25 protein-coding genes and 1 tRNA gene are annotated in these 24,889 nt (G+C 60.2%); 7 read left to right on the top strand and 19 right to left on the bottom strand.

Annotated elements, in window-relative coordinates:
- Positions 1 to 34: 34 nt before the first annotated feature.
- Positions 35 to 1,093 carry a quinolinate synthase NadA gene (gene nadA / locus MKS85_RS15695; RefSeq protein ID WP_047227049.1) on the bottom strand — a complete coding sequence of 353 codons (1,059 nt, stop codon included), beginning with the start codon at positions 1,091 to 1,093 and terminating at the stop codon, positions 35 to 37.
- Positions 1,094 to 1,486: 393 nt separating this feature from the next.
- Between nadA and MKS85_RS15690 the strand changes: the two genes are divergently transcribed.
- The 6 genes from MKS85_RS15690 to MKS85_RS15665 all read left to right on the top strand — a co-directional run bounded on the left by MKS85_RS15690 (position 1,487) and on the right by MKS85_RS15665 (position 7,846).
- Positions 1,487 to 3,220: a copper resistance system multicopper oxidase gene (locus tag MKS85_RS15690; protein WP_188252007.1), complete on the top strand. Its 1,734-nt coding sequence runs from the start codon at positions 1,487 to 1,489 to the stop codon at positions 3,218 to 3,220.
- Between the two features lie 10 nt (positions 3,221 to 3,230).
- Positions 3,231 to 4,133, top strand: coding sequence for a copper resistance protein B (locus tag MKS85_RS15685; protein WP_188252008.1), 903 nt, complete (start codon positions 3,231 to 3,233; stop codon positions 4,131 to 4,133).
- Positions 4,134 to 4,193: 60 nt separating this feature from the next.
- The gene (copC, locus tag MKS85_RS15680) at positions 4,194 to 4,580 is read left to right on the top strand and encodes a copper homeostasis periplasmic binding protein CopC (RefSeq protein WP_047227052.1); all 387 of its coding nucleotides are present in this window, start codon (positions 4,194 to 4,196) and stop codon (positions 4,578 to 4,580) included.
- A gap of 1 nt (position 4,581) precedes the next feature.
- Complete coding sequence (copD, locus tag MKS85_RS15675) at positions 4,582 to 5,508, top strand: copper homeostasis membrane protein CopD (protein ID WP_223194518.1); 927 nt, start codon at positions 4,582 to 4,584, stop codon at positions 5,506 to 5,508.
- 126 nt (positions 5,509 to 5,634) lie between these two features.
- Positions 5,635 to 6,822, top strand: a complete 1,188-nt coding sequence (locus MKS85_RS15670) for a cyanate transporter (protein WP_047227053.1) — start codon at positions 5,635 to 5,637, stop codon at positions 6,820 to 6,822.
- A gap of 112 nt (positions 6,823 to 6,934) precedes the next feature.
- Positions 6,935 to 7,846, top strand: coding sequence for a DMT family transporter (locus tag MKS85_RS15665; RefSeq protein ID WP_047227054.1), 912 nt, complete (start codon positions 6,935 to 6,937; stop codon positions 7,844 to 7,846).
- A gap of 6 nt (positions 7,847 to 7,852) precedes the next feature.
- On the opposite strand, the gene MKS85_RS15660 is transcribed toward MKS85_RS15665, so the two are convergent.
- Genes MKS85_RS15660 through MKS85_RS15635 form a run of 6 tightly spaced genes read right to left on the bottom strand, consistent with a single transcriptional unit; the run spans position 7,853 to position 14,760 of the window.
- Positions 7,853 to 9,274 (bottom strand): amidase, encoded by a 1,422-nt coding sequence (locus MKS85_RS15660; RefSeq protein WP_188252009.1) that lies wholly within the window; start codon positions 9,272 to 9,274, stop codon positions 7,853 to 7,855.
- Positions 9,271 to 10,611, bottom strand: coding sequence for an aspartate aminotransferase family protein (locus MKS85_RS15655; protein WP_107321977.1), 1,341 nt, complete (start codon positions 10,609 to 10,611; stop codon positions 9,271 to 9,273). The genes MKS85_RS15660 and MKS85_RS15655 overlap by 4 nt, the downstream gene beginning before the upstream one ends.
- A complete protein-coding gene (locus tag MKS85_RS15650; protein WP_160893248.1) occupies positions 10,589 to 11,716 on the bottom strand; it encodes an aminotransferase class III-fold pyridoxal phosphate-dependent enzyme in 1,128 nt (375 codons plus the stop codon). The genes MKS85_RS15655 and MKS85_RS15650 overlap by 23 nt, the downstream gene beginning before the upstream one ends.
- Before the next feature lie 8 nt (positions 11,717 to 11,724).
- The gene (locus MKS85_RS15645) at positions 11,725 to 12,606 is read right to left on the bottom strand and encodes a TauD/TfdA family dioxygenase (RefSeq protein ID WP_047227057.1); all 882 of its coding nucleotides are present in this window, start codon (positions 12,604 to 12,606) and stop codon (positions 11,725 to 11,727) included.
- Positions 12,581 to 14,146 (bottom strand): AMP-binding protein, encoded by a 1,566-nt coding sequence (locus MKS85_RS15640; protein WP_188252011.1) that lies wholly within the window; start codon positions 14,144 to 14,146, stop codon positions 12,581 to 12,583. The genes MKS85_RS15645 and MKS85_RS15640 overlap by 26 nt, the downstream gene beginning before the upstream one ends.
- Positions 14,143 to 14,760 carry a thermostable hemolysin gene (locus tag MKS85_RS15635; protein WP_047227059.1) on the bottom strand — a complete coding sequence of 206 codons (618 nt, stop codon included), beginning with the start codon at positions 14,758 to 14,760 and terminating at the stop codon, positions 14,143 to 14,145. The genes MKS85_RS15640 and MKS85_RS15635 overlap by 4 nt, the downstream gene beginning before the upstream one ends.
- A gap of 171 nt (positions 14,761 to 14,931) precedes the next feature.
- Between MKS85_RS15635 and MKS85_RS15630 the strand changes: the two genes are divergently transcribed.
- Positions 14,932 to 15,867 (top strand): LysR family transcriptional regulator, encoded by a 936-nt coding sequence (locus MKS85_RS15630; RefSeq protein ID WP_047227126.1) that lies wholly within the window; start codon positions 14,932 to 14,934, stop codon positions 15,865 to 15,867.
- Positions 15,868 to 15,993: 126 nt separating this feature from the next.
- On the opposite strand, the gene MKS85_RS15625 is transcribed toward MKS85_RS15630, so the two are convergent.
- The 12 genes from MKS85_RS15625 to ruvA form a co-directional block, all read right to left on the bottom strand.
- A tRNA-Lys gene (locus MKS85_RS15625) sits at positions 15,994 to 16,069 on the bottom strand.
- Between the two features lie 63 nt (positions 16,070 to 16,132).
- Positions 16,133 to 16,807 carry a 7-cyano-7-deazaguanine synthase QueC gene (gene queC / locus MKS85_RS15620; protein ID WP_171061329.1) on the bottom strand — a complete coding sequence of 225 codons (675 nt, stop codon included), beginning with the start codon at positions 16,805 to 16,807 and terminating at the stop codon, positions 16,133 to 16,135.
- A 19-nt stretch (positions 16,808 to 16,826) separates the two neighbouring features.
- A complete protein-coding gene (gene queE, locus MKS85_RS15615; protein ID WP_047227061.1) occupies positions 16,827 to 17,474 on the bottom strand; it encodes a 7-carboxy-7-deazaguanine synthase QueE in 648 nt (215 codons plus the stop codon).
- A 166-nt stretch (positions 17,475 to 17,640) separates the two neighbouring features.
- On the bottom strand, positions 17,641 to 18,471 hold the full coding sequence (gene ybgF, locus MKS85_RS15610) for a tol-pal system protein YbgF (RefSeq protein WP_173406621.1): 831 nt from the start codon (positions 18,469 to 18,471) through the stop codon (positions 17,641 to 17,643).
- Positions 18,472 to 18,477: 6 nt separating this feature from the next.
- Positions 18,478 to 18,975 (bottom strand): peptidoglycan-associated lipoprotein Pal, encoded by a 498-nt coding sequence (gene pal / locus MKS85_RS15605; RefSeq protein ID WP_047227063.1) that lies wholly within the window; start codon positions 18,973 to 18,975, stop codon positions 18,478 to 18,480.
- Positions 18,976 to 19,027: 52 nt separating this feature from the next.
- Positions 19,028 to 20,329 carry a Tol-Pal system beta propeller repeat protein TolB gene (gene tolB / locus MKS85_RS15600; protein ID WP_076383695.1) on the bottom strand — a complete coding sequence of 434 codons (1,302 nt, stop codon included), beginning with the start codon at positions 20,327 to 20,329 and terminating at the stop codon, positions 19,028 to 19,030.
- A complete protein-coding gene (tolA, locus tag MKS85_RS15595; RefSeq protein ID WP_076383694.1) occupies positions 20,326 to 21,369 on the bottom strand; it encodes a cell envelope integrity protein TolA in 1,044 nt (347 codons plus the stop codon). The genes tolB and tolA overlap by 4 nt, the downstream gene beginning before the upstream one ends.
- The gene (gene tolR / locus MKS85_RS15590) at positions 21,369 to 21,821 is read right to left on the bottom strand and encodes a protein TolR (RefSeq protein ID WP_160893274.1); all 453 of its coding nucleotides are present in this window, start codon (positions 21,819 to 21,821) and stop codon (positions 21,369 to 21,371) included. Before tolR ends, tolA begins: the two co-directional genes overlap by 1 nt.
- Before the next feature lie 23 nt (positions 21,822 to 21,844).
- Complete coding sequence (gene tolQ, locus MKS85_RS15585; protein ID WP_047227067.1) at positions 21,845 to 22,540, bottom strand: protein TolQ; 696 nt, start codon at positions 22,538 to 22,540, stop codon at positions 21,845 to 21,847.
- A complete protein-coding gene (gene ybgC, locus MKS85_RS15580; RefSeq protein ID WP_047227068.1) occupies positions 22,530 to 22,997 on the bottom strand; it encodes a tol-pal system-associated acyl-CoA thioesterase in 468 nt (155 codons plus the stop codon). The genes tolQ and ybgC overlap by 11 nt, the downstream gene beginning before the upstream one ends.
- A 128-nt stretch (positions 22,998 to 23,125) precedes the next feature.
- A complete protein-coding gene (gene ruvB, locus MKS85_RS15575; protein ID WP_047227069.1) occupies positions 23,126 to 24,187 on the bottom strand; it encodes a Holliday junction branch migration DNA helicase RuvB in 1,062 nt (353 codons plus the stop codon).
- Positions 24,188 to 24,796 carry a Holliday junction branch migration protein RuvA gene (ruvA, locus tag MKS85_RS15570; protein WP_047227070.1) on the bottom strand — a complete coding sequence of 203 codons (609 nt, stop codon included), beginning with the start codon at positions 24,794 to 24,796 and terminating at the stop codon, positions 24,188 to 24,190.
- Positions 24,797 to 24,889: the final 93 nt, after the last annotated feature.

Here is a 24,889-nt window from a genome sequence, read left to right as displayed (position 1 = left end):
CTTTGGACTTGCAGCTTGCAACTTGGAGCTACCTTCAGGCATTGCCCGCCAGCTTCATCCGCGCCGCCTGGGTGAAGTCCAGCATGCGCTTGAGCGGGCGAATGGCCTGGGGGATCAGCGCCGGGTCGACGAATATCTCGTTGGTGCCTTCCTGCAGGCTCTTGAGCGTGCGCTCCAGGGTATTCATCGCCATCCACGGGCAGTGCGCGCAACTGCGGCATGCCGCGCCGTTGCCGGCGGTGGGGGCTTCGATGAAGACCTTGTCGGGGCACAACTGCTGCATCTTGTAGAAGATGCCACGGTCAGTGGCGACAATCAGCGTTTTGTTCGGCAGGCTTTGGGCCGCGGCGATCAACTGGCTGGTGGAGCCCACCGCATCGGCCAGTTCAATCACCGAAGTTGGCGACTCGGGGTGCACCAGGATTGCGGCGTCCGGGTACAGCGCCTTCATGTCCTCCAACTGCTTGGACTTGAACTCTTCGTGAACGATGCAGGCGCCGTCCCAGAGCAGCATGTCGGCGCCGGTCTTGCGCTGGATATAAGTGCCCAGGTGCTTGTCGGGGCCCCAGATGATCGTCTCGCCGTTGTCCATCAGGCTCTCGACGATTTCCAGTGCGCAACTGGACGTCACCACCCAGTCGGCCCGGGCTTTGACCGCTGCCGACGTGTTGGCGTACACCACCACGGTGCGTTCCGGATGCTGGTCGCAGAACGCCGAGAACTCCTCCACCGGGCAACCCAGGTCCAGGGAGCACGTGGCTTCCAGGGTCGGCATCAATACGCGTTTTTCGGGGTTGAGGATCTTGGCGGTCTCGCCCATGAACTTGACCCCGGCCACCACCACGGTCTTGGCCGGATGGGCGTTGCCGAAGCGGGCCATTTCCAGGGAGTCGGACACACAGCCCCCGGTCTCTTCGGCCAGGGCCTGGATGATCGGGTCGCAGTAGAAGTGCGCGACCAGCACCGCATCCTGAGCCTTGAGCTCGGCGGCGATGGCGGCGCGGTACCAGGCCTCTTGCTCGGCGGTCAGCGGCTTGGGCTGTTTGGCGTCGAGATGGGCCTGAACCAGAAGGCGTTCGGAAATTTGCGTCATGTTCGCAAGACCTGCAGGCGCGTTTTGCGCGAAAGTCGAGTATACACCCGGCTCCGGACCACTCGGGTACCGCCGGGAAAGTGGGTATCAATCAGGCACGGTATAGCGTGAAGCCGGCAAGGCTACAGAATAACCCGCCGTTGCAAAAGATCATTCTGACCTGTGCCCTGTGGCCAGCGCTCTATCTGTGGGAGCAAGGCTTGCCCGCGAAGCTGGCGCCTCGATTTCTGAAAAACCGCATGGCCTTCATCGCGAGCAAGCCTTGCTCCCATAGCCGCGTCAACCTGACTGAAATGTAATCACTTCGCGTTCCCGCCTGTGTCATCTTTCTTTCAACCCTGCACACGGACGCCCCTGTGCTCGCTGCAAATCGACTGACGGACTTCAAACGGCATGCAATCAAATACTTCCCGGCGAACCTTCGTAAAAGGCCTGACTGCCGGCGGCATCCTGGCTGGCCTGGGCTTGTGGCGCGCGCCCGTCTGGGCGGTCACCAGCCCCGGCCAACCCAATGTACTGACGGGCACCGAATTCGACCTGTTCATCGGCGAAAGCCCGGTCAACTTCACCGGCAATCCGCGCACCGCCCAGACCATCAACGGCGGCATCCCCGGCCCGCTGCTGCGCTGGCGTGAGGGTGACACCGTGACCCTGCGGGTGCGCAACCGTTTGAAAGATCCAACCTCCATCCACTGGCACGGCATTCTGCTGCCGGCCAACATGGACGGCGTGCCGGGGTTGAGCTTCAAGGGCATCGAGCCCGATGGCATGTACGTCTATCAATTCAAGGTCCGGCAAAACGGTACTTACTGGTACCACAGTCATTCCGGCTTCCAGGAACAGTCCGGGGTCTACGGCCCACTGGTGATCGACGCCAAGGAGCCCGAGCCCTTCCAGTACGAGCGCGACTACGTGGTGATGCTCACCGACTGGACCGACGAAGACCCCGCCGATGTCATCCGCAAGCTCAAGAAGCAATCGGACTACTACAACTACAACAAACGCACCGTCGGTGATTTCATTGACGATGTCGGCAAGAACGGCTGGGCCGCCACCGTGGCCGATCGCAAGATGTGGGCCGAAATGAAGATGAACCCCACCGACCTGGCCGACATCAGTGGCGCCACCTACACCTACCTCATGAACGGCCAGACGCCGGACATGAACTGGACCGGTCTGTTCAAACCCGGCGAACGCCTTCGCCTGCGCTTGATCAATGGCTCCTCCATGACCTATTTCGACGTGCGCATCCCCGGCCTGAAAATGACCGTGGTGGCGTCCGATGGACAGTACGTCAAACCGGTGAGCGTCGATGAGCTGCGCATCGCCGTGGCCGAAACCTATGACGTTATCGTCGAGCCAAGCGAAGAAGCCTATACGCTGTTTGCCCAATCGATGGATCGCACCGGCTACGCCTGCGGCACCCTGGCGACCCGTTCCGGTCTTTCGGCAACGGTGCCGCCGCTGGATCCACGGCCACTGGTCACCATGGACGACATGGGCATGGGTGGTATGGATCACGGCTCGATGCAGGGCATGGCGGGCATGGATCACAGTCAAATGGCGGGGATGGACCACGGCTCCATGCAAGGCATGGACGACGGGCTGTCCCATCCAGACTCCGAAAAAGACAATCCGCTGGTGGACATGCAGGCCATGAGCGTCAGCCCCAAGCTCGACGACCCGGGCATGGGCCTGCGCAACAACGGTCGCAAGGTCCTCACCTACTCGGACCTGCGCAGCACGTTCCCCGACCCCGACGGGCGTGAACCGGGCCGCACCCTTGAACTGCACCTGACCGGCCACATGGAGAAATTCAGCTGGTCGTTCAACGGCGTGAAGTTCTCCGATGCCGCACCGCTGCTGCTCAAGTACGGCGAGCGCCTGCGCATCGTGCTGATCAACGACACCATGATGACTCACCCCATCCACCTGCACGGTATGTGGAGCGATCTGGAGGACGAGAATGGCCAGTTCATGGTGCGTAAACACACCATCGATGTGCCGCCGGGCTCCAAACGCAGTTACCGGGTCACCGCCGACGCCCTCGGACGCTGGGCATATCACTGCCACTTGCTGTTCCACATGGAGATGGGGATGTTCCGTGAAGTTCGGGTGCAGGAATGAGGAGCCGACCATGACCACTATTTTTCACTACCCCCTGGCACTTTTTGCCAGCCTCACCCTGGGCGCCACTGGCTCGGCCTGGGCCGCGAGCGATGCCATGCAAGGCATGGATCACAGCCAGATGCAGGGGATGGACCATAGCCAGATGCAAGGCATGGACTCGATGCAGGGTATGGAACCGATGCAATCGGCCCCCACCAGCAGCCGCACGCCGATTCCCGAGCTGACCGACGCCGACCGCGCCGCCGTCTACGAAGACCATGGCGGCCATGCCGTGCATGACAGCGCCATCCATTCATTCTTGCTCATCGACCAATTGGAATGGCAAGACGCCGATGATGGCAGTGCCCTGAGCTGGGACGCCTCGGGCTGGATCGGCGGCGACATCGATCGCTTGTGGCTGCGCTCCGAAGGCGAACGCACCAACGGCAAGACCGAGGAAGCCGAACTCCAGGCCCTGTGGGGGCATGCCGTCAGCCCCTGGTGGGACGTGGTCGCCGGCGTGCGCCAGGATTTCAAGCCGGGCGACCCGCAAACCTGGGCCGCCTTCGGTGTACAGGGCATGGCGCTGTATAACTTTGAAGCCGAGGCCACCGCGTTCATCGGCGAAGGCGGTCAGAGTGCGGTGCGCCTGGAAGGCGACTACGACATCCTGCTGACCAATCGTCTGATCCTGCAACCCACCGCCGAAGCCAACTTTTACGGCAAGAACGATCCCGATCGCGGTGTCGGCTCCGGGCTGTCGGACACTGAAGTGGGTGTGCGGCTGCGCTACGAAATCCGCCGTGAGTTCGCCCCTTATATCGGCGTCACTTGGAACCGCGTCTACGGCAACACTGCCGACTACGCCCGGGAAGAGAACGAAGACCGCAGCGAGGCACGCCTGGTGCTGGGCGTGCGCATGTGGTTCTAAGGGTGCATGTCATCTCAATCAACCAAAAAAACTAGAAACCTGAGCTGTAGGAGTCCTTGCATGTCATTTATCAGAACCGCTGTAGTCACCGTCGCGCTGTCCACAGGTCTGTTAATCAGTGGCCTGGCCCAAGCGCACCCAAAGCTGCTTTCCTCCACGCCCGCCGAAGGTGCTGAAGGTGCGGCGCCGGCAAAGATCGAACTGCATTTTTCCGAGAACCTGATGACCAAGTTCTCCGGCGCCAAGCTGGTCATGACCGGGATGCCCGGCATGTCGGCGCACTCGCCCATGCCCATGAAGGCCAAGGTCTCCGGCAGCGATGACCCCAAAACCATGGTCATTACCCCGAACGCTCCGCTCACCACCGGCACCTACCAGGTCCAGTGGCGCGCGGTGTCGTCCGATACTCACCCGATCACTGGCAATGTCACGTTCAAGGTGAAGTGACTTGAGCGCCTCGATCAACATTGACCTGCTCAACATTGTTCTGCGCTTTGCCCTGTACCTGGATCTGATGGTGTTGTTCGGCCTGGCCGCGTTCGGTCTGTATAGCTTGCGCGGTCCAGAGCGGATCTCGGGCGTGGTGGTGCACTTCAAAGCACTTGTGCTGACCACAGCGCTGTTTGGCGTGCTGTTGTCGGTGGCCGCCATGCTGTGCATGGCCTGGGCCATGAGCGGCGTCACCGACTGGAACGAGCTGCTGCCGCACATTGAAATGATGGTGTTCGAAACCGACGTGGGTTTGAGCTGGCGTGTTCGGATCGCGGCGCTGTTGCTGGCGACAATTGCTGTGGCCCTGAACCACCCGGCACCGACCGCCAGCTTGTGGCTGGTCACCCTCAGCGGTGCCGTGGCCCTGGCGACACTGGCCTGGGCCGGGCATGGCGCCATGGACGAAGGCCTGCGCCGTAACTGGCACTTCATCACCGATTTTCTGCACCTGTGGGCGGCGGGCGGCTGGGTGGGCGCCCTGACTGCGTTTGCCCTGCTGCTTCGCCAGGCTGAACACCGGCTGCCGGTCCTGGCGCGAACCCTGACCGGGTTTGAAACAGCCGGAGCGGTGATTGTGGTGGTGATCAGTGTGACAGGGGTGGTGAACTATCTGTTCATCGTCGGTCCTCGCGTCGACGGGCTGCTGGATAGCACCTATGGTCAATTGCTGGCGCTTAAAGTCGTGTTGTTCGCGGCGATGCTGGTGTTTGCCGCGCTGAATCGTTTTCATCTGAGCCCGTTGCTGGAACAGGCTCGGCAGACCGGGGAGCACAGCGTGGCGGTCAATGCCCTGCGGCGCAGCATGGCTCTGGAGTTGTCCGTGGCGGTGGTAATACTGGCGTTGGTGGCATGGCTCGGGACGTTGAGTCCGGCGATGGAATAGCACGACTGACTCCGCTGAACAGGGGTTTGGAGTGCACCTGATTTTTAAATACCCCCCACCAGATTTCAGTTTGCCCCACCCCTCACATCCCAGCCTAAATGGAGCTTTATCCAGCAAGGCTCTGTTATGGAAAACGTTCGAACTTCAAGCACCCACGCCGTCTGGCTGATGGTCAGCGTGGTGTTGGTGGCACTGAACCTGCGCCCCTCTATGGCGGCTGTCGGGCCATTGTTATCAGCCATTCGCGGCGAGGTGCCGCTGAGTTTCAGCACCGCTTCGTTACTGACCATGTTGCCGGTCATGGCCATGGGTCTGGCGATGTTCTTGGGCATGCGCATTGCCCTGCGCATCGGTGAGCACCGCACCATCGTGCTGTCGCTGCTGATCATCGGCATCGCCACGGCATCGCGCCTGTACCTGGACAGCGCCGTCGAGCTGATTATCAGCGCGGTGCTGGCGGGGATCGGTATCGCCCTGATCCAAGCCGTGATGCCGGCACTGATCAAATCGCGCTTCGCCGACAATGTCTCGTTGTTCATGGGCCTGTACGTCACGTCCATCATGGGCGGCGCGGCGATTGCGGCGTCGTTTTCTCCGTTCGTCCTGGCGCAGACCGGCAGCTGGCGTATCGGCCTGGCGATCTGGGCACTGCTGGCGTTGATCGCCCTGGGCTGCTGGTACGCCCAGCGCGCGGCCGTCACGCCCTTGCCCGCAGCCCCGGCACAGCGCCAGGAATCGTTTTTCAGCAACTCGCGGGCCTGGCTGCTGGCGATCTTCTTCGGCCTCGGCACCGCCTCCTACACTTGCGTGCTGGCGTGGCTAGCGCCGTATTACGTGGAGAAAGGCTGGAGCGAACAGCACGCCGGCCTGCTGCTGGGGTTCCTCACCGCGATGGAAGTATTGTCCGGCCTCGTCACCCCGGCGATTGCCAACCGCAGCCAGGATAAGCGCCTGGTCCTGGCGGTTTTGCTGGCCCTGATCATCGCGGGGTTCTGCGGCCTGATCCTCAGCCCGGACCGCTTCAGCCTGCTGTGGCCTTGCCTGCTGGGGCTGGGCATTGGCGGTCTGTTCCCAATGAGCCTGATCGTGTCCCTCGATCACTTGGACAACCCACGTCGGGCCGGTGGTCTGACGGCGTTCGTGCAAGGTATCGGCTACCTGATCGCTGGCCTCTCGCCGTTGATTGCCGGGATGATCCGCGATCAGTTGGGCAGCTTCGAATGGGCCTGGTGGTCGCTCACGGCGGTCATGGCGCTGATGATCGTGATGGTCCTGCGCTTCAATCCCAAACACTACGCGCGACACATCAGCTAGTGGCGTCAAAGGGCTGCAGTTGACTGCGGCCCTGTTTTTCACACTCACCATGATAGCCGGCCGATTTGTCCCTCATGACGTTACGGTATTTGAAAGCAGGAATAGAACCTTGATGAAAAACGTCGGTTTCGCAGCCGCTCACTGGGGCATGCTCATCTGGGCAATCCTGATCGCAGCGTCGTTCTTTGCCGCGGCGCAGGTCAGTCAGTCAATCGATCCGATCCTGCTCACCGGCTTGCGACTGCTGTTTTCCGCCCTGATGTTCCTGCCGCTGTTACTGCTGAAAAACACCTCGCCGGTCTCCGGCAAAGGCCTGCTGGCCCATGCCGTACTTGGCCTGTTGCTGGCAACGTACTTCGGTTCGTTGTTCGAAGCGTTGCGCTACACCTCGGCGGTCAATACCGCGACGCTGTACACGCTGGTGCCGTTGATGACCTTGTTGTTCGAGGTATTTCTGCTGCCCAACCCAAGCCTCAAGACCCGCCTGCTGCCGATGTCGACCGCAGCGATCGGCGCAGTGTTGCTGACCCTCAAAGGGTCGGCTCCGGGACAATTGCCGGCGCTCTATCCCGTGCTGGTTTTCGGCGCCGGTTGCCTGGCGATGGCGCTGTATTCCCCCCTCAGCCAACGGTTCAAGGTCCGCGCGCTGAAAGGCCGCGACCCGGTGACGATGACGTTCTGGAACATGCTGTTCGGGGCGCTGTTTCTGCTGGTGTTTTGCCTGTTCAGCGGCGGCTGGCGCAGCGCTCTGCAGTTGTCGACGCTGGACATCGGCTGGCTGATGTACCTGGCCGTGTTCGGCACCCTCGCCACCTTCTGGCTGTTGCACCGGGCAATTGGGGTGATCGCGCCGTCCACGGTGGTTTCCTATGTCTACCTCAGCACCCTGTTCGTGACCGTACTGCACTGGTTCTGGCTCAGGCAGCAACCGCTGATGATCGAGATCCTCGGTGCTGCCCTGGTGGGTATCGGCATGCTGGCACTGGTGCTCAGCAGCCGAAACACCAGAACCGTCACGGCTTGAGGGCGGTCAGTACGTCGATGCCGGACGGGGCGTAACCGGACTCCAGCGCTCCAGCTCACGCTCCAGGAAAGCAGCCACTGCCAACAACCGTTCTTCCTGCCAATGAGGCCCGACAATCTGGATGCCGATGGGCATCCCGGTAGCCGGGTCCGTTCCGGCGCGGATCACTACTGCCGGGGAACCGCTGAGGCTGAACGGGAACACGAAGGCATACCGGTCGCGATCCTCCAGGGACTCCCCGTGACGGAACGCCACATCCGGAAATACCGGGCAGATGAACAGGTCATGCTGCTTGAAGAATTTCGCCAACTCATAGCGAAACGTATCGATCATGATCCAGTCGCGTTTGACCTCATCCACGGTCAGCTCCACCGCTTCGCTCATATCCAGCAATTGAGCGATGGCCGGGGTAAAACGTCGCTTGTTCATGGACTCGAACAATTGCCGCCAACCTCGACCGGCGTCAGCGCCGGTGATGAACACCCGCCACAGCACATCACAGGCCTCATCGAGCATCGGCGGCGCGACCGTGCTCACCTCGGCCACCACCGGGCCCAGGCACCGTTCGACGTGCTGCAATACCTGGTTCACCGCCGCGCTGACCGGCGTGCGGCTCGACGCCGAGAACAGCGCCACCCGCAGGCTGGCCAGCGGCTCGCTGGCGGTGAACGGTACATCGACGGTGTCCGGATCCTGTCCGTCGGCACCGCTGATCAATTGGCCGAGCAGCGCCAGGTCATCGACATAGCGGCCCATCACGCCAAAGGCCGAGGTCATGTGGAACAGCCCGGAACGGTCATTGGGAAACTGGCCGGTCAGCGGCACTCGTCCCTGGGTCAGTTTCAAGCCGCAGATGCCATTGAAGTGCGCCGGTATCCGCACACTGCCACATGCATCGGACGCCAGCCCGGCCGGCGAGCATCCGGCAGCGATCGCCGCGGCCTCACCGCCGCTGCTGCCGCCGGCGGAGCGCTGCAGGTCGTGGGGGTTCAGGGTCCGGCCGTAGACCAGGTTTTCGGTTTCGAAGGCCATGCACAGCTCAGGCACATTGCTGATGCCCAGAATGATCGCCCCGGCCTGTCGAAGCCGGGCAACGGCCGTTGCGTCCTGCTCGCTGGGTTCGCCCAACAGCTCCCCCAGCCCTCGGGACATCTTGAAACCACGCACATGCAGGACATCCTTGATGGTGATGGGAATGCCATGCAGCGGGCCACTGATCTGGCCAACGCGCGCCATCTCGTCAGCCTCGCGAGCCTGGCGCCGCAGTTCCTCGACTGGCGCCAGCTGGATCAGTGCGTTGATGTGCCGGTTACGCTCAGCGATGCGTTGCAGGTAAAACTCCAGCAACGTGACACTGGTCAGCACGCCACGGCGCAGCAGACCGGCCATTTCCCGCAGGGTCAGCGTATCGGGGTTGAACAGGCTCATGACGCCTCCTTGCTGCGCAGCCACTTGTTGGGCAACAGATACATGTTGCGCACCACCAGGGAAAACGCTTTCACCGCCAGCGCCGGGCGCCGATCGATGGCTTGCAGGGACTCTTCGATCATCGCCAGGACATGCTGCAAGGCTTCGGGCGTGATATTCAGCGGCGGATAAAAACGCAACACCGGGCGTTCGGCCTTTTCATTCATGGAATGCCCGGCGTGGACGCCACGCTTGCCCAGCTCCATGCTCATCAGCGCCTCATAGACCGAACCACGCAGGCGCAGGCCCGTCATCAGGCCGACGCCCGGCACATCCTCGATGATGTGCGGATAACGCAAGGCCAGTCGTTGCAGACCGTGGCGCAGCAACCCACCGTTGACCCGCGACAGCTCCACCAGGTTGTGTTGCTCGATGTAGTCGATGGCCGCGAGCGCCGAGGCACACGCTAGCGGATGCCCGCCATTGGTTCGCGTGTCGGGCTCGATTTCGCTGAGTGGATACTGGGTGGCCAGGCGCCGGCTGTACATGGCGCAAGCGAACGAGGTGTAGCCGCCGGTCAGGCCCTTGGAGAGGATCATGATGTCAGGCACCACATCGTCATATTGCACGGCGAACCATTTGCCGCAACGGCCGAAACCGGTCTGGATTTCATCCGCCACCAGCAGCGTGCCCGTGGCGTCGCACAAGGCGCGAAGGTTGGCCATGTAGCCCACCGGGGGCACCTGCAGATGAGCGCCGCCCAGAATCGGCTCGACGTACACCGCACAGACGCCCTCGCCCACGGCCTTTTGCAGGGCGGCGAAATCGCCGTAGGGGACACAGGTCACTTCGGGGCAAGCGATGCCATAACTGCTGTGGTGCTGTTGCTGGCCCAGAATGCTCATCGCCGCCAAAGTCTTGCCATGATAAGAGCCGCTCATCACGACTATCCTGCGCCGCTGGGGCTGGATCCGCAGCACATAACGCAGGCTCTGCTCGACGGCCTCGGCACCCGAAACCATGAATTGCACGTCGCCCCATTCTCCCGGCACCAGTTGGCAAAGCCGCTCGGACAGCTTGTCTTGAAGCGGATGGCGCCGGCCTTCCGGGACCCAGGCCAACTGATTCAATTGCGCCTGCACCTGCTCACGCACCGTCGGGTTGCGATGCCCGACGATAAACACCCCGTAGCTGCACGCGCAGTCAATGAAGCGCTTGCCGGTGTGATCGGTGACATGGATGCCATCGGTCTGCTGTTCTACGCTGGTCTTGCCCAGGCGATACAGCTTGGCCGCCGATGCGCTCCAGTGCCGCTGGCAATCATCCAGCAGTTGTTCATGCGGCCTGAGTAAGGACATGGCTTAGCGTCTCCTTGATGAGGTGGGCGGCACGTTGAATCTGTTCGGGGCGTGCAGTGATCGGGCAGCGCAAGATCAATTCGCGGCCCCGGGGTGGGCTGATATAAACGCCTTGCTGGTAAAGCGCTTCGCACAGCAGGGACGGCTGCAGATCATCGGCCAGCGGCAGGCTGACCCAGCCACCCACGGCCACTGCTCCGAATGGCGCCAGGGTTTGCACCAGCCGCTGACCGTTCTCCAGACAATGCAGAGGCGAGTCGTGGGCCTGCACATAATCCAGGGCGGCCAGGGCCGCTACACACGCCATCGGATTACCAGCGGTGGTGCTGCCGTGTTTGGCCGGACTGCTGCGCCCATAGACCTGCCAGGCCATGCGCTCGCTGCAGGTATAGGTGCCGATGGGAATCGCGCTGCCCCCCAAGGGGCCCCCAAGCACGACAATGTCCGGGACAGGACGATAACGCTGGAAACCGAACAGCGTCCCCAAGCTACCGAGGCAACTGTGGGTGTCGACCGCGATGACCGGCGCGCCAGCCTGTGCTGCGCGGGCATGCAATTGCTCGAGCAGTGCAGGATCGAGCAGTTGCAATTGGCCGCTGGCATCCACGCGGGTGTTGCTGTGGCACACCGCGAAACAATCGCTCCAGTCCACCGTGTCCAGGTCAGCGAGATGCCGAATCGCCACTCGCTTGAACCCTAGAAAACTCTGCACGGCCAGATCATCTTGCGCGGCGCTGAGGCAACGTCCGTAGGTCAGCGCGCCATAATCCCCCCCCTGGATGAACACGATGGTGTTGCCCTTGGGCTTGAGGCCCTTGCACAACTTCAATGCGCCCTCGAACGCCTCATCCCCGGAGCTGCACACATAAGAGTTGACGAGCGGCGCAGGCAGCAGCTCGGCCAGGCGTCGGCACAAGGCAATAAGCGGTTGGGACATCAGCACCCGGTTGGATAACCCCATGATGTCCGCTTGGCGACTGACCGCCTCGATCACCGGCGGCACCTGGAAACCGAACCCGCCGCTCAGGTCGATAATCTGCCGGCCATCGCCATCGAGATAACTCTCGTACTGTCCACTGACAATGTATTTGTTGTTGTTCGTCATGATGAGTCTCAGCGATAGCTCAAGGCGTTGAAGATGCGTCGACGTTCGTCGACGATGGTTTCACGACCGTGCATGACCCGACGGTTGTCGATCATCACCACGTCGTGATCGCGCCAGCCAACCGGGCAGGTGTACTGGGCGGACACTTCGGCAATTTCCCGCAGAAACCCGGCAGGAATCGGCTGCCCCCCCACGGTGTCGATCACCGGAGCTTCGTAGTTGAAGGAAGGTCCCAGGATGCTGTTGGCGAAGGCCGGACGCTGGCTGAACGCGGACGTGAGGATCGCCGGGGTGCTGAAGGCGTAGTGAATGGAGTCATCGGCCGGGTTGAAGGAAATAACCGTCTGCGGGTCCTCCCCGATGATTTGCCACAGGTCCTCGATTTCGACGGCCGCCGGGTCCGACAACGCTGGCGAATAGTGGCAAACCAAACGACGCCACTTTTCCCCCGCAACGGTACGGCTGTAGCGGATAGGGTTTTCTTCAAAAAAACTGCGGCAGGCTGGAGACAGTTTCGCCAACACCTTCTCACCGTCACACAACGTCGTTTGCGACCCCTTGCGTGGTGCTTCCTGACAATAGAACCAAGTCATGTCCGGCCAGAACGGCGAGTTACCGTTTTCGCAGTGCAGGCCAACCGCCTGATGTCCCGCGTCCACCAACTGTGCCGCGCCGCCCACCATGACGCGGGCCGGATCCAGGCTCAGCCGCGAACTGTTTTGTTTGACGTAGGCGCTGAAATCTTCGGCGCTGTGGATACAGTTACGAAACAGCACGACCCCGTAATGGCCCAGCAGCTCATACAGCTCGCTCTTGCCCAGGCTGGCGAAGTGGTGCGACTCGACGATGGAGATGTCCGCGGTTTCAAAGTGAAAAGCAGGCGTGGTCATTGGATGCAATCTCTTGCAGAGTGGAAAAAACAGTGGCGATGTCGGCGCGTTTTGGCCGGCCGGTAACGGTGTAAAGCTGCTCGATCAACGGGTCGTCCTGGGTCAACAACCAGAGTCGGCTGGGTCTTTCGATGTCGGAAAAACGCCGGGCGGACCAGGCCACCAGCTCATCGCGCGCGGGGGCCGACTCGACACACAGCAACGCCACCAGGCCATGGCGCTCATCGAAAAACACTGCTGCATCGTTGACGCCGGGGTATTTGCGATACTCCAGCTCAACCTGTTCGGGGCTGACGTTGCGCCCGTTGGGCAGGCAGATCACGTTCTTCTTACGCCCGTGCACATAGAGGTAGCCATCGTCGTCCAGCATTCCCAGGTCTCCAGTGTCCATCCAGCCATCGGCGGACATGGAGCAGGCACTGGGGTCCGTGCCGGAATAGCCACTGAACAGTGAGCTGCTCTTGACCTCAATGGTCTGGTCGGCGCCGATACGCACCTGGACATGGGGCAAGGGTTTGCCCACGCTGCCCAGGCGCTGCTGTTCGAAGGTGTTCATGCTGACCACCGAGGCGTTCTCGGACAGGCCGTAGCCTTGGTACACAGCAATGCCCCGTTCTTCCAGTCCGCGCAGTACATCGATGCTGACCGCCGCACCGCCACAGGTAATATGCGCACCCGATTGCAGATAGCGCGCCAGTCTCTCGCCCTGCTCGCCGCCCTCGTCCATTTGTTCCAGGAAGCGGTTGACCATCACCGGCGGCACTGTCAGGGCCGTTGGCTGGACCTGCAGGATCCACTCGACCAGACGCTGTGGCGAAGCCCCAGGCTCGCCGAGCAATGCTTCGTTCGGTGGCAAGAAATGCACGGTTCCGCCCGCCAGCAACGGTAGATAGGCGGCAGTCACCTGTTCGAGCAGCAAACTCAAGGGCACCAGCGACAGGTAACGGCGATGAGCATCGGCGGGCATACGTTGACGCAGCGATGCCAGCACGGCGCCGACCGCCTGGGTACTCAACTGCACGCCCTTCGGGCGACTGGTCGTGCCCGAGGTGTGAATGATTTTGCAGATCCAGTCTTCATCACCGTCGGGCGTATGCAACAAAGGCTGTTCGATGACCGGCTCGCTGATGTGGCGCAAACGGCTTTCAGGGAAATTCAACTTCCATCGCTGCGCCAGTGTCCGCTGCCCGGCGGCATCCACTACAAACCCGTCGCAACGCTCGGCCAGATGCTCCGCCTGAGCCTGGCTGAAAGCCAATGGCAACGGTAACGCGGTAATCCCGGCAAACAGGCAAGCAAGATCGGCCACCAGCCAGTCGCTGCTGTTACGCGTGGCAATTCCCAAAACCACATGATCGCCATGGGCCGGGCTGGGAAAACGCCGTTGCAGTTCGGCGGCCAGATTGAGGGCACGATGTTCCAGCTCGCCATAGGTCAATGCCACCGGCTCGCCGCCCGACGCCGACCAATCCACCGCGCAGACAGCCTGGCGATTGTCTTGCAACGCGCTTTGCAAGTGATGGATAAATCCGCCGCTCATGGCTGCGCCCTCGCCAGTGAATCGCCAGGCAGTTGGGTGAACGAGGTATTGAGCGTCATGGCCGCGAAACGCGAGCGCTGCGGGTCTACCCGGATGAACCCGGTGACAGGCAATTTGGAGTAATAAGTCCCCCAGTTCTTGCCACCCTCCTCGCCCAGGCGCGCAGGGTCTGCTGTCAGCAGCGGCTCGAAATCGATTTGGCAACTTTCCATCATTTGCCGAACGCGGGGTGTCACCGTACACAACAAGTAATGCCCACCCATGCACCAGGACAACAGGGGAATCATGTTGACCAGAATCATGCCGGCCGTCAGGTGATGGGAGATAAGGTTGCCGATCTCGACAATGTTTGAGCGGTCGATGGTTTTCTCCAGGCGCTGGGACAAAATCACTTCTATCGGTTGCGCCAGGTATTGCTCGGAAAACAGTGTGCGGTGGTCCGCGAATGTAATACCGGCACAGGCAAGAATACGGTCTGACGGATCCTGGGTGACCGCAAAGTATTGTGGATTCGGTTCAACGGACGCCGAATAAGAACGGCGAAATTTCTCTTTCACTACTTCAGTGGCTTGCACCCATAACGGTGTCTTAGTTTCTGCGACGCGAATTTGCATATCGTCCTCCTCCGTCCTTGTGCAGGATTTCTATAAAAAGCGAGGCGAGCATATTTAAGAAAATTCCCACAAGCCATTTAAAAAATAAATGCCTTCCGCTAATATATAAATAAACCCCTTTGTCATAAAAACAAGGGACGCTAGCTGATGGATTGCGCCGAGAAGGATCTTATGCTCAATAGTAATTTGCTTAGAAAGCTGGACATGCAGGACCTGATGGTGTTTGTCGCGGTGTACGAGCAAAGCAGCGTCACCGAGGTGTCCGAGACCCTTTGTGTGAGCCAGTCAACCGTGAGCTACTGCCTGAAGAAGCTGCGCACAAGTTTCGAAGATGAGTTATTCATCAATACCCGTAGTGGCATGCGGCCCACGAACAAAGCCACAGCCATGTACAGCCATGTACTCAACATCCTCAAGACCATAAATATATGCCACTCCGGCATTCAAACATTCGACCCCACGCAGAAAGAAATAACATTCAATATTTGCGCCCCGGAGTACTTCGAACTTCTTATACTTCCCCAGCTAGTGAAACGATTCATTGGCAGCCGTTTCCCCGTTATCATTAACATCACGAAATTTCACAAAGACATTCCGGTTGACGAATTGATGGAGGGTCGATTCGACCTGGTTGTTTGTTTTGGCCCCAACTTTCATCGCGGCGCGAAGGGGTTGCGCTCGCAAGTATTACTGGAAGATGAACTGGTCTGCGTGGTCGATAAAGACTTTTCACTGCCCAGGGAGGAATTTGATCTGGAGGCGTTCGTCGCCTGCCAGCATGTTTTTCCGACGCCCTGGACCTCCGACACCAACATGGTGGACGGCTGGCTCGCCCGGCAAGGCTACAACCGACAGATTGTCGCTCGGGCCAACAGCTACGTGGCAGCACTGAATATGATTCCGGGAACCGACTTCATCCTGACGTTGCCTCGGCGTATCCAGGCGTTGACCTGCGATGAAGGCAAATACAGCCATCGCAGGCCACCAGTGGGCTTACCGAACTTTACGCTGGATATGATGTGGAGCGAGAAACCCGGCCAGGACAACGCCAACATCTGGTTTCGCGAACAGATCGTGAAGGTATGCGCCGAGGACGGCTTGCTTTAACAACCCAGGGAACCACTCGAATCGTCGGGTGGTTCCGGTTTTCAAGCGGCGAGTTTTCTACAGGCAAAAAAAAATCCGGAAATCCTCACTTTCGTGGGCCTTCCAGACTTTTAAAACTGCTAAAAATGGTGGGTCGTGTGGGATTCGAACCTACGACCAATTGGTTAAAAGCCAACTGCTCTACCAACTGAGCTAACGACCCGCTGTGTGGTGGCGCGTATAATACTGATTTCTAAGGACTATTCAACACCTAATTTGAAATAAATCAAAAATAAGGGGTTGGATCGCTCACACCCGCCGCCGCGAAGCCTTCGGCACGCAGGCGACAGCTGTCGCATTTGCCGCAGGCACGCCCCTGATCGTCAGCCTGATAGCAGGAAACGGTGAGCCCGTAGTCCACGCCAAGCTTCACCCCCGCCCGAACGATGTCGGCCTTGCTGAGATTCTGCAGTGGTGCCTGAATACGGAAGCCCTGCCCTTCTACACCGGCCTTGGTCGCCAGGTTGGCCATACGCTCGAACGCTTCGACGAACTCCGGACGGCAGTCCGGGTAGCCGGAATAATCCACGGCGTTGACGCCGATGAAGATATCACGGGCACCCAGCACCTCCGCCCAGCCCAGGGCCAGGGACAGGAACACCGTGTTGCGTGCCGGCACGTAGGTCACCGGGATGCCTTCGCTGGGAGTTTCAGGCACGTCGATGGAGCTGTCGGTCAAGGCCGAGCCGCCGATGCCATTGAGGTTCAGGCCGATCACCTTGTGTTCGACGACACCCAGGTCCCGGGCCACCCGCTCGGCGGCGTGCAGTTCGGCGCGGTGGCGCTGGCCGTAATCGAAACTCATGGTGTAGCAGCGGTAGCCCTCGGCACGCGCCATGGCCACGACCGTCGCGGAATCGAGGCCGCCGGACAACAGGATGACGGCACGTTTTTCTGCAATGTTCGAGTGTTCAGTCATATCAGCGCCCCGGCTCGTCGTTCCAAAGATATTTATGCAGCTGCAATTGCAGGCGCACCGGCAAATTGTCCGCCACCACCCAGTCCGCCAGCTCCCGGGCGTTCAAGTCATGATGACTTGGCGAAAACAACACTTCGCCAGCCCGCTGGTCGAGCCCGTATTGAATCAGCTTGGACACGGCCCAGTCATAATCTTCCCGCGAGCAGATAACGAACTTGACCTGATCGTTGGGCGTCAACAGTTCGATGTTCTCATAGCGATTGCGATGGGCTTCCTTGGACCCTGGGGTCTTCAGATCGACGACGCGGCTGACTCGCGGATCAACGGGTGCGATGTCCAAGGCGCCGCTGGTTTCCAGCGATACCTCGTAACCGGCATCGCACAATCGCTTGAGCAAGGGGATGGCGTTGGGTTGCGCCAGTGGTTCGCCGCCCGTAACGCAGACGTAGCGCGGGCGAAAACCGGCCACCTGCTCAAGGATGTCGTCGAGGCTGCGCAGGGTGCCGCCACTGAAGGCGTAGGCACTGTCGCAGTATTGGCAACGCAACGGGCAACCGGTGAGGCGCACAAATACTGTGGGCAGCCCGGCCGTTCGCGTTTCACCCTGCAACGAGTAAAAAACTTCGGTAATTCTCAATGTGTCTTGCATAGTCGCCACGGGCGTAACAGCTAAACAGGCTGTCCGCCTCCGTCAGGCACTTCCAGCAACCCCGCCAACGCGCAGATCCCAAGAAGCGTGTTTCATAAAAAGGGCGTGAATTCTAACGAAAAAACCCGCGACAAGCGCGGGTTTCTTCGAAACGGATCAAACAGCCTCACATACGCTGCAAGTCACGCTGAGCCAATTGGGCGGCGGAGGTACCCGGGTATTGGGCCACCACCTGCTCCAGAATGCCCTTGACCTTGTCGGTGTGGCCCAGGCGACGCTCCACGTCAGCGAGCTTGTAGAGCGAGTCCGGCACCTTGGCGTGCTTGGGATAGAGCTGCGAGACCTTGGCGAAGGCCTGACCGGCACCTTGCAGGTCGCCCTTGGCCAGGTTCACTTCACCCAGCCAATATTGGGCGTTGCCCGCATACTGGCTGTTAGGGTATTTGCGAAGGAAAGCGGCAAAGGCCAGGCTGGCCTTGTCAAAATCCTTGGCTTTGATCAGATCGAAGGCCGCATCGTAATAGAGCTTTTCCTTCGCCGGATCAGCCGGCTCACCGCCGGCTGCAGGTGCCGGAGCAGTTGCTCCCGCGCCTGCGGCTGCGCCAGGGGCGTTCAAGTCGCCACCGGCTGGAGAATTCTCAGGAGTCGCGGCAGGTGCAACGCCGGTTCCTATGCGCCGATCAAGATCCTGGTATCGCTCCAGGCTTTCCTGCTTCATGCGCGAAACTTCATTTTGCAGAACTTCAATCGCGCCTTGCTGGCGTGAAATCTGGTCTTGCATTTGCTGCAGTTGGTTGAACAGCTGGCCCTGTGCCGAGACAGGGGCCGAAACCCCTCCCCCGGCATAGGCGCCGCTCGTACCGTAACCTGCAGGCGGATAATTGCTTGCGCTATTGTTATAGCCGGAATCATTATCGACCACGGGAACCGCAGCCCACACCGCAAGCGGCGCGAGGCTGAGAGCCAGAACAGTTACAGCACGGCGGCACGTTCGCATGACGAATTACTTACGCAGTTCGACGCGACGGTTTTGAGCCCAGGACTGCTCGTCGTTGCCGGTAGCAACTGGACGCTCTTCGCCGTAGGAAACCAGTTCCAGCTGAGCTGGGGAAACACCTTGCAGTACCAGGTAGCGTTGAACGGCTTTCGCACGACGCTCGCCCAGTGCCATGTTGTACTCACGAGTACCACGTTCGTCGGTGTTGCCTTCCAGAACGATGCGAGCACCGTTCGACTTCAGGTCTTTGGCGTGAACGTCCAGAGCGCGCATGGCTTCTGGCTTCAGGTCCGAGCTGTCGTATTCGAAGTAGAAGGTGGTGATTGCGCGCAGAGCAGCTTCTTCGCTCAGGGAGCCGTCAACTGCACCAGTGTTAGCGCCGTAACCAGCGTTTGGATCAACAGCGCCTTCACCGGCGTTGTCGCCGCCTTTGGACGAGCAACCTACAGCTACAGCCATGGCCAGAGCCAGCGCAGCAAATTTACCAAACTTCAGCATTTCCATCGTGAAACTCCTAATGAACCCCAGTGTGTTAAGTAAAACGTATTGCGCCGCGTCAGTTCAGGTAAGGGGACCAGGACGGTTCTCTGACTTCGCCTTGTGCGGTAGGAAGCGGGAGCCTCACGCGTCCATTAATGGACACGAGCATCAAGACTCCCCGGCCCTGCTGGCGGGTGGCGTAGATTACCATGGTGCCGTTGGGCGCAACAGTAGGCGACTCGTCCAGAGTGCTATCAGTGAGGATCTTTACACTACCGCGCTGCAGATCCTGAGCCGCCACCTTGAAATTGGTAAAGCCATCCTGGCGATGGATCATCACCAGGGTCTTTTCGTCCGCCGACAGTTTAGGGTTGGCGTTGTAGTTACCGACGAACGTCACGCGTTCGGCACCACCACCACTGGCGCTGGTCTTGTAGATCTGCGGCTTGCCGCCACGGTCGGAGGTGAAGTAGATGGTCGAGCCATCCTTGCCCCAGAACGGTTCGGTGTTGATGCCGGGACCGTTGGTCACGCGAGAAATCGCCCGCGAAGCCAGGTTCATCACATAGATGTCCGGGTTACCGTCCTTGGACAGCACGAATGCCAGGCGCGTACCGTCCGGCGACCAGGCTGGCGCACCGTTCAGGCCTTCGAAGTTGGTGATTTGCTCACGGCGACCGGTGTCAATGTGTTGCATGAAAATACGCGGGCGCTTCTGTTCGAACGAAACATAGGCGATGCGCTTGCCATCGGGGGCGAAACGCGGCGACAGGATCGGCTCGCGCGATTGCAGCAGGGTCACTGCACGAGCACCGTCATAGTCTGAACGCTGCAAGGTATAGCGGGTGTTTTTCTCAGAGAAGCGTTCGGCCGTCACATAAAGCATGCGGGTAGAGAACGCACCCTTGATGCCGGTGAGTTTCTCGAACGATTGGTCGGAGATGTAGTGCGCCATGTCACGCAGTTGATCGACGCTGCCCGACACACTACCGGTCAGCACTTGCTGCTCGGTGGCGACGTTGAACAGGGTGTACTGCACCTGCAGGCGACCACCGGCCGGCACAATGTTGCCGACCATGAGGTACTGGGCGCCCAGAGCTTTCCAGTCGCGATAGATGACTTCGCTGGCCTGGGTCGGCAGGCTGATCATGTTCTGCTTCGGAATCGGCGCGTAATAACCCGAGTTGCGCAGGTCATTACCGATGATTTCCGACATGTCGTCCGGCAGGACGCTACCGCCCTGCCAGCCGAACGGTACGACGGCGATCGGGGTCGCCCGATCGCTGCCGCTGGTGACCAGAATGTTCTTTTCCTCTGCTACCGCTATCCCTGCCAGGCAGCAGATAACGACCAGCATTGATCGAAGAAGGTTTCTCACAAGGCTAGATCCTCAGGTGTGAATGTCATCTTGAATGAACGATAGGGAGCAAAATCGCTCGGTTTCATTCCTTGCATTTCCGTCAATCGCCCAATGTTCTTGACCGCTGCGACCGCCGAAGCGTCGAACGGGCCATCACCGCTGGACTTGGCCACGCTGACCGAGGTAACCGTACCGTCGGGCAACATGCCGATTTGCAATACTACAGTCATGCCTTTGCGTGCCGAAGGTGGACGAGCCCAGCCTTCTGCCGCTCGGGCGCGAATCAAATCATCGAAACTGCCGGCGACTTCATCGCCCTGCTCATCAGCCAATGCCTGCTGGCGCTGCGGCGTGTCGGAAAGCAAATCTGCCAAGGCCTGGGCCTTTTTCTCTTCGGCGGATTTACGCGCTGCGTCCTGAGCCTTTTTCTTGGCGGCGTCGGCGGCGGCTTTCTTCTTCGCGTCTTCGGCGATTTTCTTTTTCGCCTCGTCAGCTTCAGCTTTCTTCTTGGCGTCTTCGGCCGCTTTTTTCTTCGCGTCCTCGACAATCTTTTTCTTCGCTTCTTCAGCGGCCGCTTTCTTGGCCTCTTCTTCAGCGGCTTTCTTGGCTTCTTCTTCGGATTTTTTCTTGGCTATATCAGCCAGTTTCTTTTCTTCGGCCTTTTTGGCCTCGGCGGTTTTCTTCGCCTCGTCGGCCTTCTTGGCTTCGTCAGCCTTCCTGGCTTCTTCGGCCTTTTGAGCCGCTTGCTCTTTCTTTTGTTCCGCAGCTTTTATCTCTTCCTGCTCCACCTTCTTTTGCTCCATCTGCTCGACTTCGGTCTGGCGCGCGGCGGATTTCTTCGCCTCACCGGCAAGCTTCTGGTTGGTCTGCGTGGTGGCCTGGCTCTTGGACTTGAGCTGATACAGGGTCGCCTGCACGATCGGCTTGGCCGGCGGCAGCTCCGGCGTCATGGCAAAACTGACGAACAGCATGCCAAACACCAGCACATGCAGGCCAATTGCCCAGACACTAGGCCAGAAGTAGCTTTCCGAGGCGGACGGCTCTCGCTGTTGCTGCATCAGGGCGCCTCAGTGATTAAGCCAACATTACCGACCCCGGCTTTCTGCAGGCCGCCCATGGCGCCCATCACCGCACCGTAGTCGACGGTCTTGTCGCCGCGAATGAAGACCTGGGTGCGTTTGCCGTTGCTGTTGCCGGCGTTGATGATCTTGGTCACCGCATCGGTCATCTGCGGCAAGGTCATGGCCCGGTCCTGCTGCTTCTCGGTGTCGACTTCGCTGCCAAGGTTCCAGTAGTAGGTCTTGTCAGCCTTGATCGAAATGGTCAGGACCTGGGTGTCGTTGTCCTGCGGCAAGGCTTCACTGGAAACCTTGGGCAGATCAACCTTCACGCCCTGATTGAGCATCGGCGCGGTCACCATGAAGATGACCAGCAGCACCAACATCACGTCGATGTAGGGCACCACGTTCATCTCGGCAACCGGCTTGCGCTTTTTTCGGGCTCGAGCGATTAAAGCCATTGGGAAATACCTGCTTATTCTTCGCTGGTGTGCACTTTGCGGTGCAGGATCGCCTGGAATTCATCGGCGAAGGTGTAGTAACGGCTGGTCAGCGTTTCGCTGCGGGCAGCAAAGCGGTTGTAGGCGATAACAGCCGGGATGGCCGCGAACAGACCGATGGCGGTGGCAATCAGTGCCTCGGCAATACCCGGGGCCACGGTGGCCAGGGTCGCTTGCTGGGCAGTGGCCAGGCCACGGAAGGAGTTCATGATCCCCCACACGGTACCGAACAGGCCGATGTACGGGCTGACCGAACCAACGGTGGCCAGGAACGGCAGGCCTTGCTCGAGTTTTTCTTCCTCGCGGGAGATGGCGACGCGCATGGCACGGGCCACCCCTTCCATCACCGCCTCAGGATCCACGCCTGGTTGCTGGCGCAGACGGGAGAACTCCTTGAAGCCGGCACGGAAGATCTGCTCGACCCCCGAGTCCGGGTCCGGGTTGCTGCCGGCCTGGCGGTAGAGTTTGGACAGGTCGATACCGGACCAGAAGCGCTCCTCGAAGCTCTCCAGGGCTCGACGACCGGCGCGCAGCATGTTGCTGCGCTGAAAGATCATGATCCATGAGGTCACCGATGCGGCTACCAGGATCAGCATTACCAACTGCACCACAACGCTGGCATTGCTGACCAGGCTCCACATGGAGGAATGGTCGACGACGTTAGCTTCCACGCTTTATCTCCTGCTCTGAGTATGTACCGGCGCCGCTCACGCCGGCAAAGGCCGCGCGTAGAGCTTCGGGAATGGCCCGGGGTTTCAAACTATGGGTGCGCACACAGGCCACCAGAAACTGCCCTTCACAGAGCAGCGCATTATCCGTAGCCCGCCTGACCTGCTGCTTGAAGCGCAGGCTGACACGGTTCAATTCGATGACATCGGCACTTACCAGAAGCTCGTCGTCCAGTCGCGCCGGCGCGTGGTAGCGCGCTTCGCTGGAATGCACGACGAATAACAGGTCCTCCCCCACCAGCGCGGATTGGGCAAAACCCAGTTCCCGCAGCCGTTCGGTTCGAGCCCGTTCCATAAACTTGAGGTAATTGACGTAGTAAACGATGCCGCCGGCATCGGTGTCCTCGTAATAAACGCGACAGCGATGTGCGAACGACTCCAGCCCGTTTTGCGCGCGCATACTCTAGTGCTTACTCCTCAGGTTGCCAATCGGCCAGGCAACTGTTTTTTCATTCTCGAAATGCAATGACGCTCCGGGTGTCGTCTGGGACAGCACGAACCTGAAAAAAGTCGCTGCACAGAGGTCGTTCAATCGTCCACGGCATCGAGGAATTCGTCTACCACCGGCATCTCACCCATTCGTGTCGGGATGTTTAAGCCGAAATGCAGATAGGCGTGACGCGTCACCACACGCCCGCGAGGGGTGCGCATGATGTAGCCCTGCTGGATCAGGTACGGTTCCAGCACATCTTCGATGGTATGGCGCTCTTCGCTGATGGCCGCCGCCAGGCTGTCCACGCCCACCGGACCGCCGTCGAACTTCTCGATCATGGTCAGCAGCAGGCGCCGGTCCTGGTGGTCGAAACCACGCTCGTCGATGTCCAGCAGGTTCAACGCCAGGTCGGCAATCGGTTTGGTGATGTGGCCCTTGGCGCGGACTTCGGCAAAATCCCGGACCCGACGCAACAGCCGGTTGGCGATCCGCGGCGTACCCCGCGCCCGTCGGGCGATCTCATAAGCGCCATCCGGATCCAGCGGCAACCCGAGAATGCCGGCCGAGCGGCCGACGATCGTCGCCAGATCGGCGTTGTTGTAGAACTCCAGGCGCTGGACGATACCGAAACGGTCCCGCAGCGGGTTGGTCAACATGCCCGCACGGGTCGTGGCGCCCACCAGGGTGAACGGCGGCAGATCGAGCTTGATGGAACGGGCCGCCGGCCCCTCGCCAATCATGATGTCGAGCTGGAAATCCTCCATCGCCGGGTACAGCACTTCCTCGACGATCGGCGACAGCCGGTGGATTTCGTCGATGAACAGCACATCATGGGGCTCAAGATTGGTCAGCAGCGCCGCCAGGTCACCCGGGCGCTCGAGGACCGGCCCGGACGTACTCTTGATCGACACGCCCATCTCTTGGGCAATGATGTTGGCCAGGGTGGTCTTGCCCAAACCGGGTGGGCCGAAGATCAAGGTATGGTCCAGAGACTCGCTGCGCCCGCGGGCCGCCTGGATAAACAGTTCCATTTGCTCGCGAACCGCCGGCTGACCGATGTAATCGGCCAGACTGACGGGACGAATCGCACGGTCTTGTACTTCTTCACGGTCACGGGGGGCACCCGTGGCGGCGATCAGACGATCGGCTTCAATCACTTAAATCATTCCCTTCAGGGCACGACGAATCATGTCTTCGGTGCTCAAGCCTTTTTCCTTGATAGCGGAAATCGCCTTGCTGGCCTCCTGCGGCTTGTAGCCCAAGGAGATCAGTGCGGTGACCGCATCGTTTTCCGCGCTGGCCGCGGGCGCTGGCGCGTCCGGCTGGTTAGGCACCAGCGCGAACATGGCCGGCACCGCTTCCCAGGCCTTGAAACGGTCCTTGAGCTCAACCAACAGGCGCTCGGCGGTTTTCTTGCCGACACCTGGCACCTTGGTCAGGGCCGAAGTGTCCTGGGACTGCACGCAGCGCACCAGTTCGTCGACTTCCAGGCTCGACATCAAGGCCAGGGCCAGTTTCGGGCCGACGCCGTTGAGACGAATCAGCTCGCGGAAGAAATCCCGCTCGCGCTTGCCGACGAAGCCATAGAGTAACTGGGCATCCTCGCGCACGACCAAATGGGTGTGCAGCGTCAGCGGTTCACCGACCGACGGCAAGCGATACAAGGTGGTCATGGGCACTTCCAGCTCATAACCCAGGCCATTTACATCCAGAATCAGGTGCGGCGGCTGTTTTTCAGCCAGGGTGCCGCGCAAGCGTCCAATCACGTTTCAGATCCTTGGGCGTAGGCCAGCCGTGGGCTGGCGAGTAACGGCCGGAGCATGGAGGCCGACGACACAGGCGCAAAATGCTCGGGCTCA

Source organism: Pseudomonas sp. JL2 (assembly GCF_031570495.1).
Lineage (GTDB): Bacteria > Pseudomonadota > Gammaproteobacteria > Pseudomonadales > Pseudomonadaceae > Aquipseudomonas > Aquipseudomonas rhizophila.
The sequence above is the reverse complement of the archived record's forward strand: the minus strand, read 5'-3'. Positions and strand labels throughout refer to the sequence as shown.

Coding starts and splice junctions, on each gene's coding strand:
- nadA (WP_047227049.1), bottom strand. CDS start 1,093: ATGACGCAAATTTCCGAACGCCTTCTGGTTCAGGCCCATCTCGACGCC.
- MKS85_RS15690 (WP_188252007.1), top strand. CDS start 1,487: ATGCAATCAAATACTTCCCGGCGAACCTTCGTAAAAGGCCTGACTGCC.
- MKS85_RS15685 (WP_188252008.1), top strand. CDS start 3,231: ATGACCACTATTTTTCACTACCCCCTGGCACTTTTTGCCAGCCTCACC.
- copC (WP_047227052.1), top strand. CDS start 4,194: ATGTCATTTATCAGAACCGCTGTAGTCACCGTCGCGCTGTCCACAGGT.
- MKS85_RS15670 (WP_047227053.1), top strand. CDS start 5,635: ATGGAAAACGTTCGAACTTCAAGCACCCACGCCGTCTGGCTGATGGTC.
- MKS85_RS15665 (WP_047227054.1), top strand. CDS start 6,935: ATGAAAAACGTCGGTTTCGCAGCCGCTCACTGGGGCATGCTCATCTGG.
- MKS85_RS15660 (WP_188252009.1), bottom strand. CDS start 9,274: ATGAGCCTGTTCAACCCCGATACGCTGACCCTGCGGGAAATGGCCGGT.
- MKS85_RS15655 (WP_107321977.1), bottom strand. CDS start 10,611: ATGTCCTTACTCAGGCCGCATGAACAACTGCTGGATGATTGCCAGCGG.
- MKS85_RS15650 (WP_160893248.1), bottom strand. CDS start 11,716: ATGACGAACAACAACAAATACATTGTCAGTGGACAGTACGAGAGTTAT.
- MKS85_RS15645 (WP_047227057.1), bottom strand. CDS start 12,606: ATGACCACGCCTGCTTTTCACTTTGAAACCGCGGACATCTCCATCGTC.
- MKS85_RS15640 (WP_188252011.1), bottom strand. CDS start 14,146: ATGAGCGGCGGATTTATCCATCACTTGCAAAGCGCGTTGCAAGACAAT.
- MKS85_RS15635 (WP_047227059.1), bottom strand. CDS start 14,760: ATGCAAATTCGCGTCGCAGAAACTAAGACACCGTTATGGGTGCAAGCC.
- MKS85_RS15630 (WP_047227126.1), top strand. CDS start 14,932: ATGCTCAATAGTAATTTGCTTAGAAAGCTGGACATGCAGGACCTGATG.
- queE (WP_047227061.1), bottom strand. CDS start 17,474: ATGCAAGACACATTGAGAATTACCGAAGTTTTTTACTCGTTGCAGGGT.
- ybgF (WP_173406621.1), bottom strand. CDS start 18,471: ATGCGAACGTGCCGCCGTGCTGTAACTGTTCTGGCTCTCAGCCTCGCG.
- pal (WP_047227063.1), bottom strand. CDS start 18,975: ATGGAAATGCTGAAGTTTGGTAAATTTGCTGCGCTGGCTCTGGCCATG.
- tolA (WP_076383694.1), bottom strand. CDS start 21,369: ATGCAGCAACAGCGAGAGCCGTCCGCCTCGGAAAGCTACTTCTGGCCT.
- ybgC (WP_047227068.1), bottom strand. CDS start 22,997: ATGCGCGCGCAAAACGGGCTGGAGTCGTTCGCACATCGCTGTCGCGTT.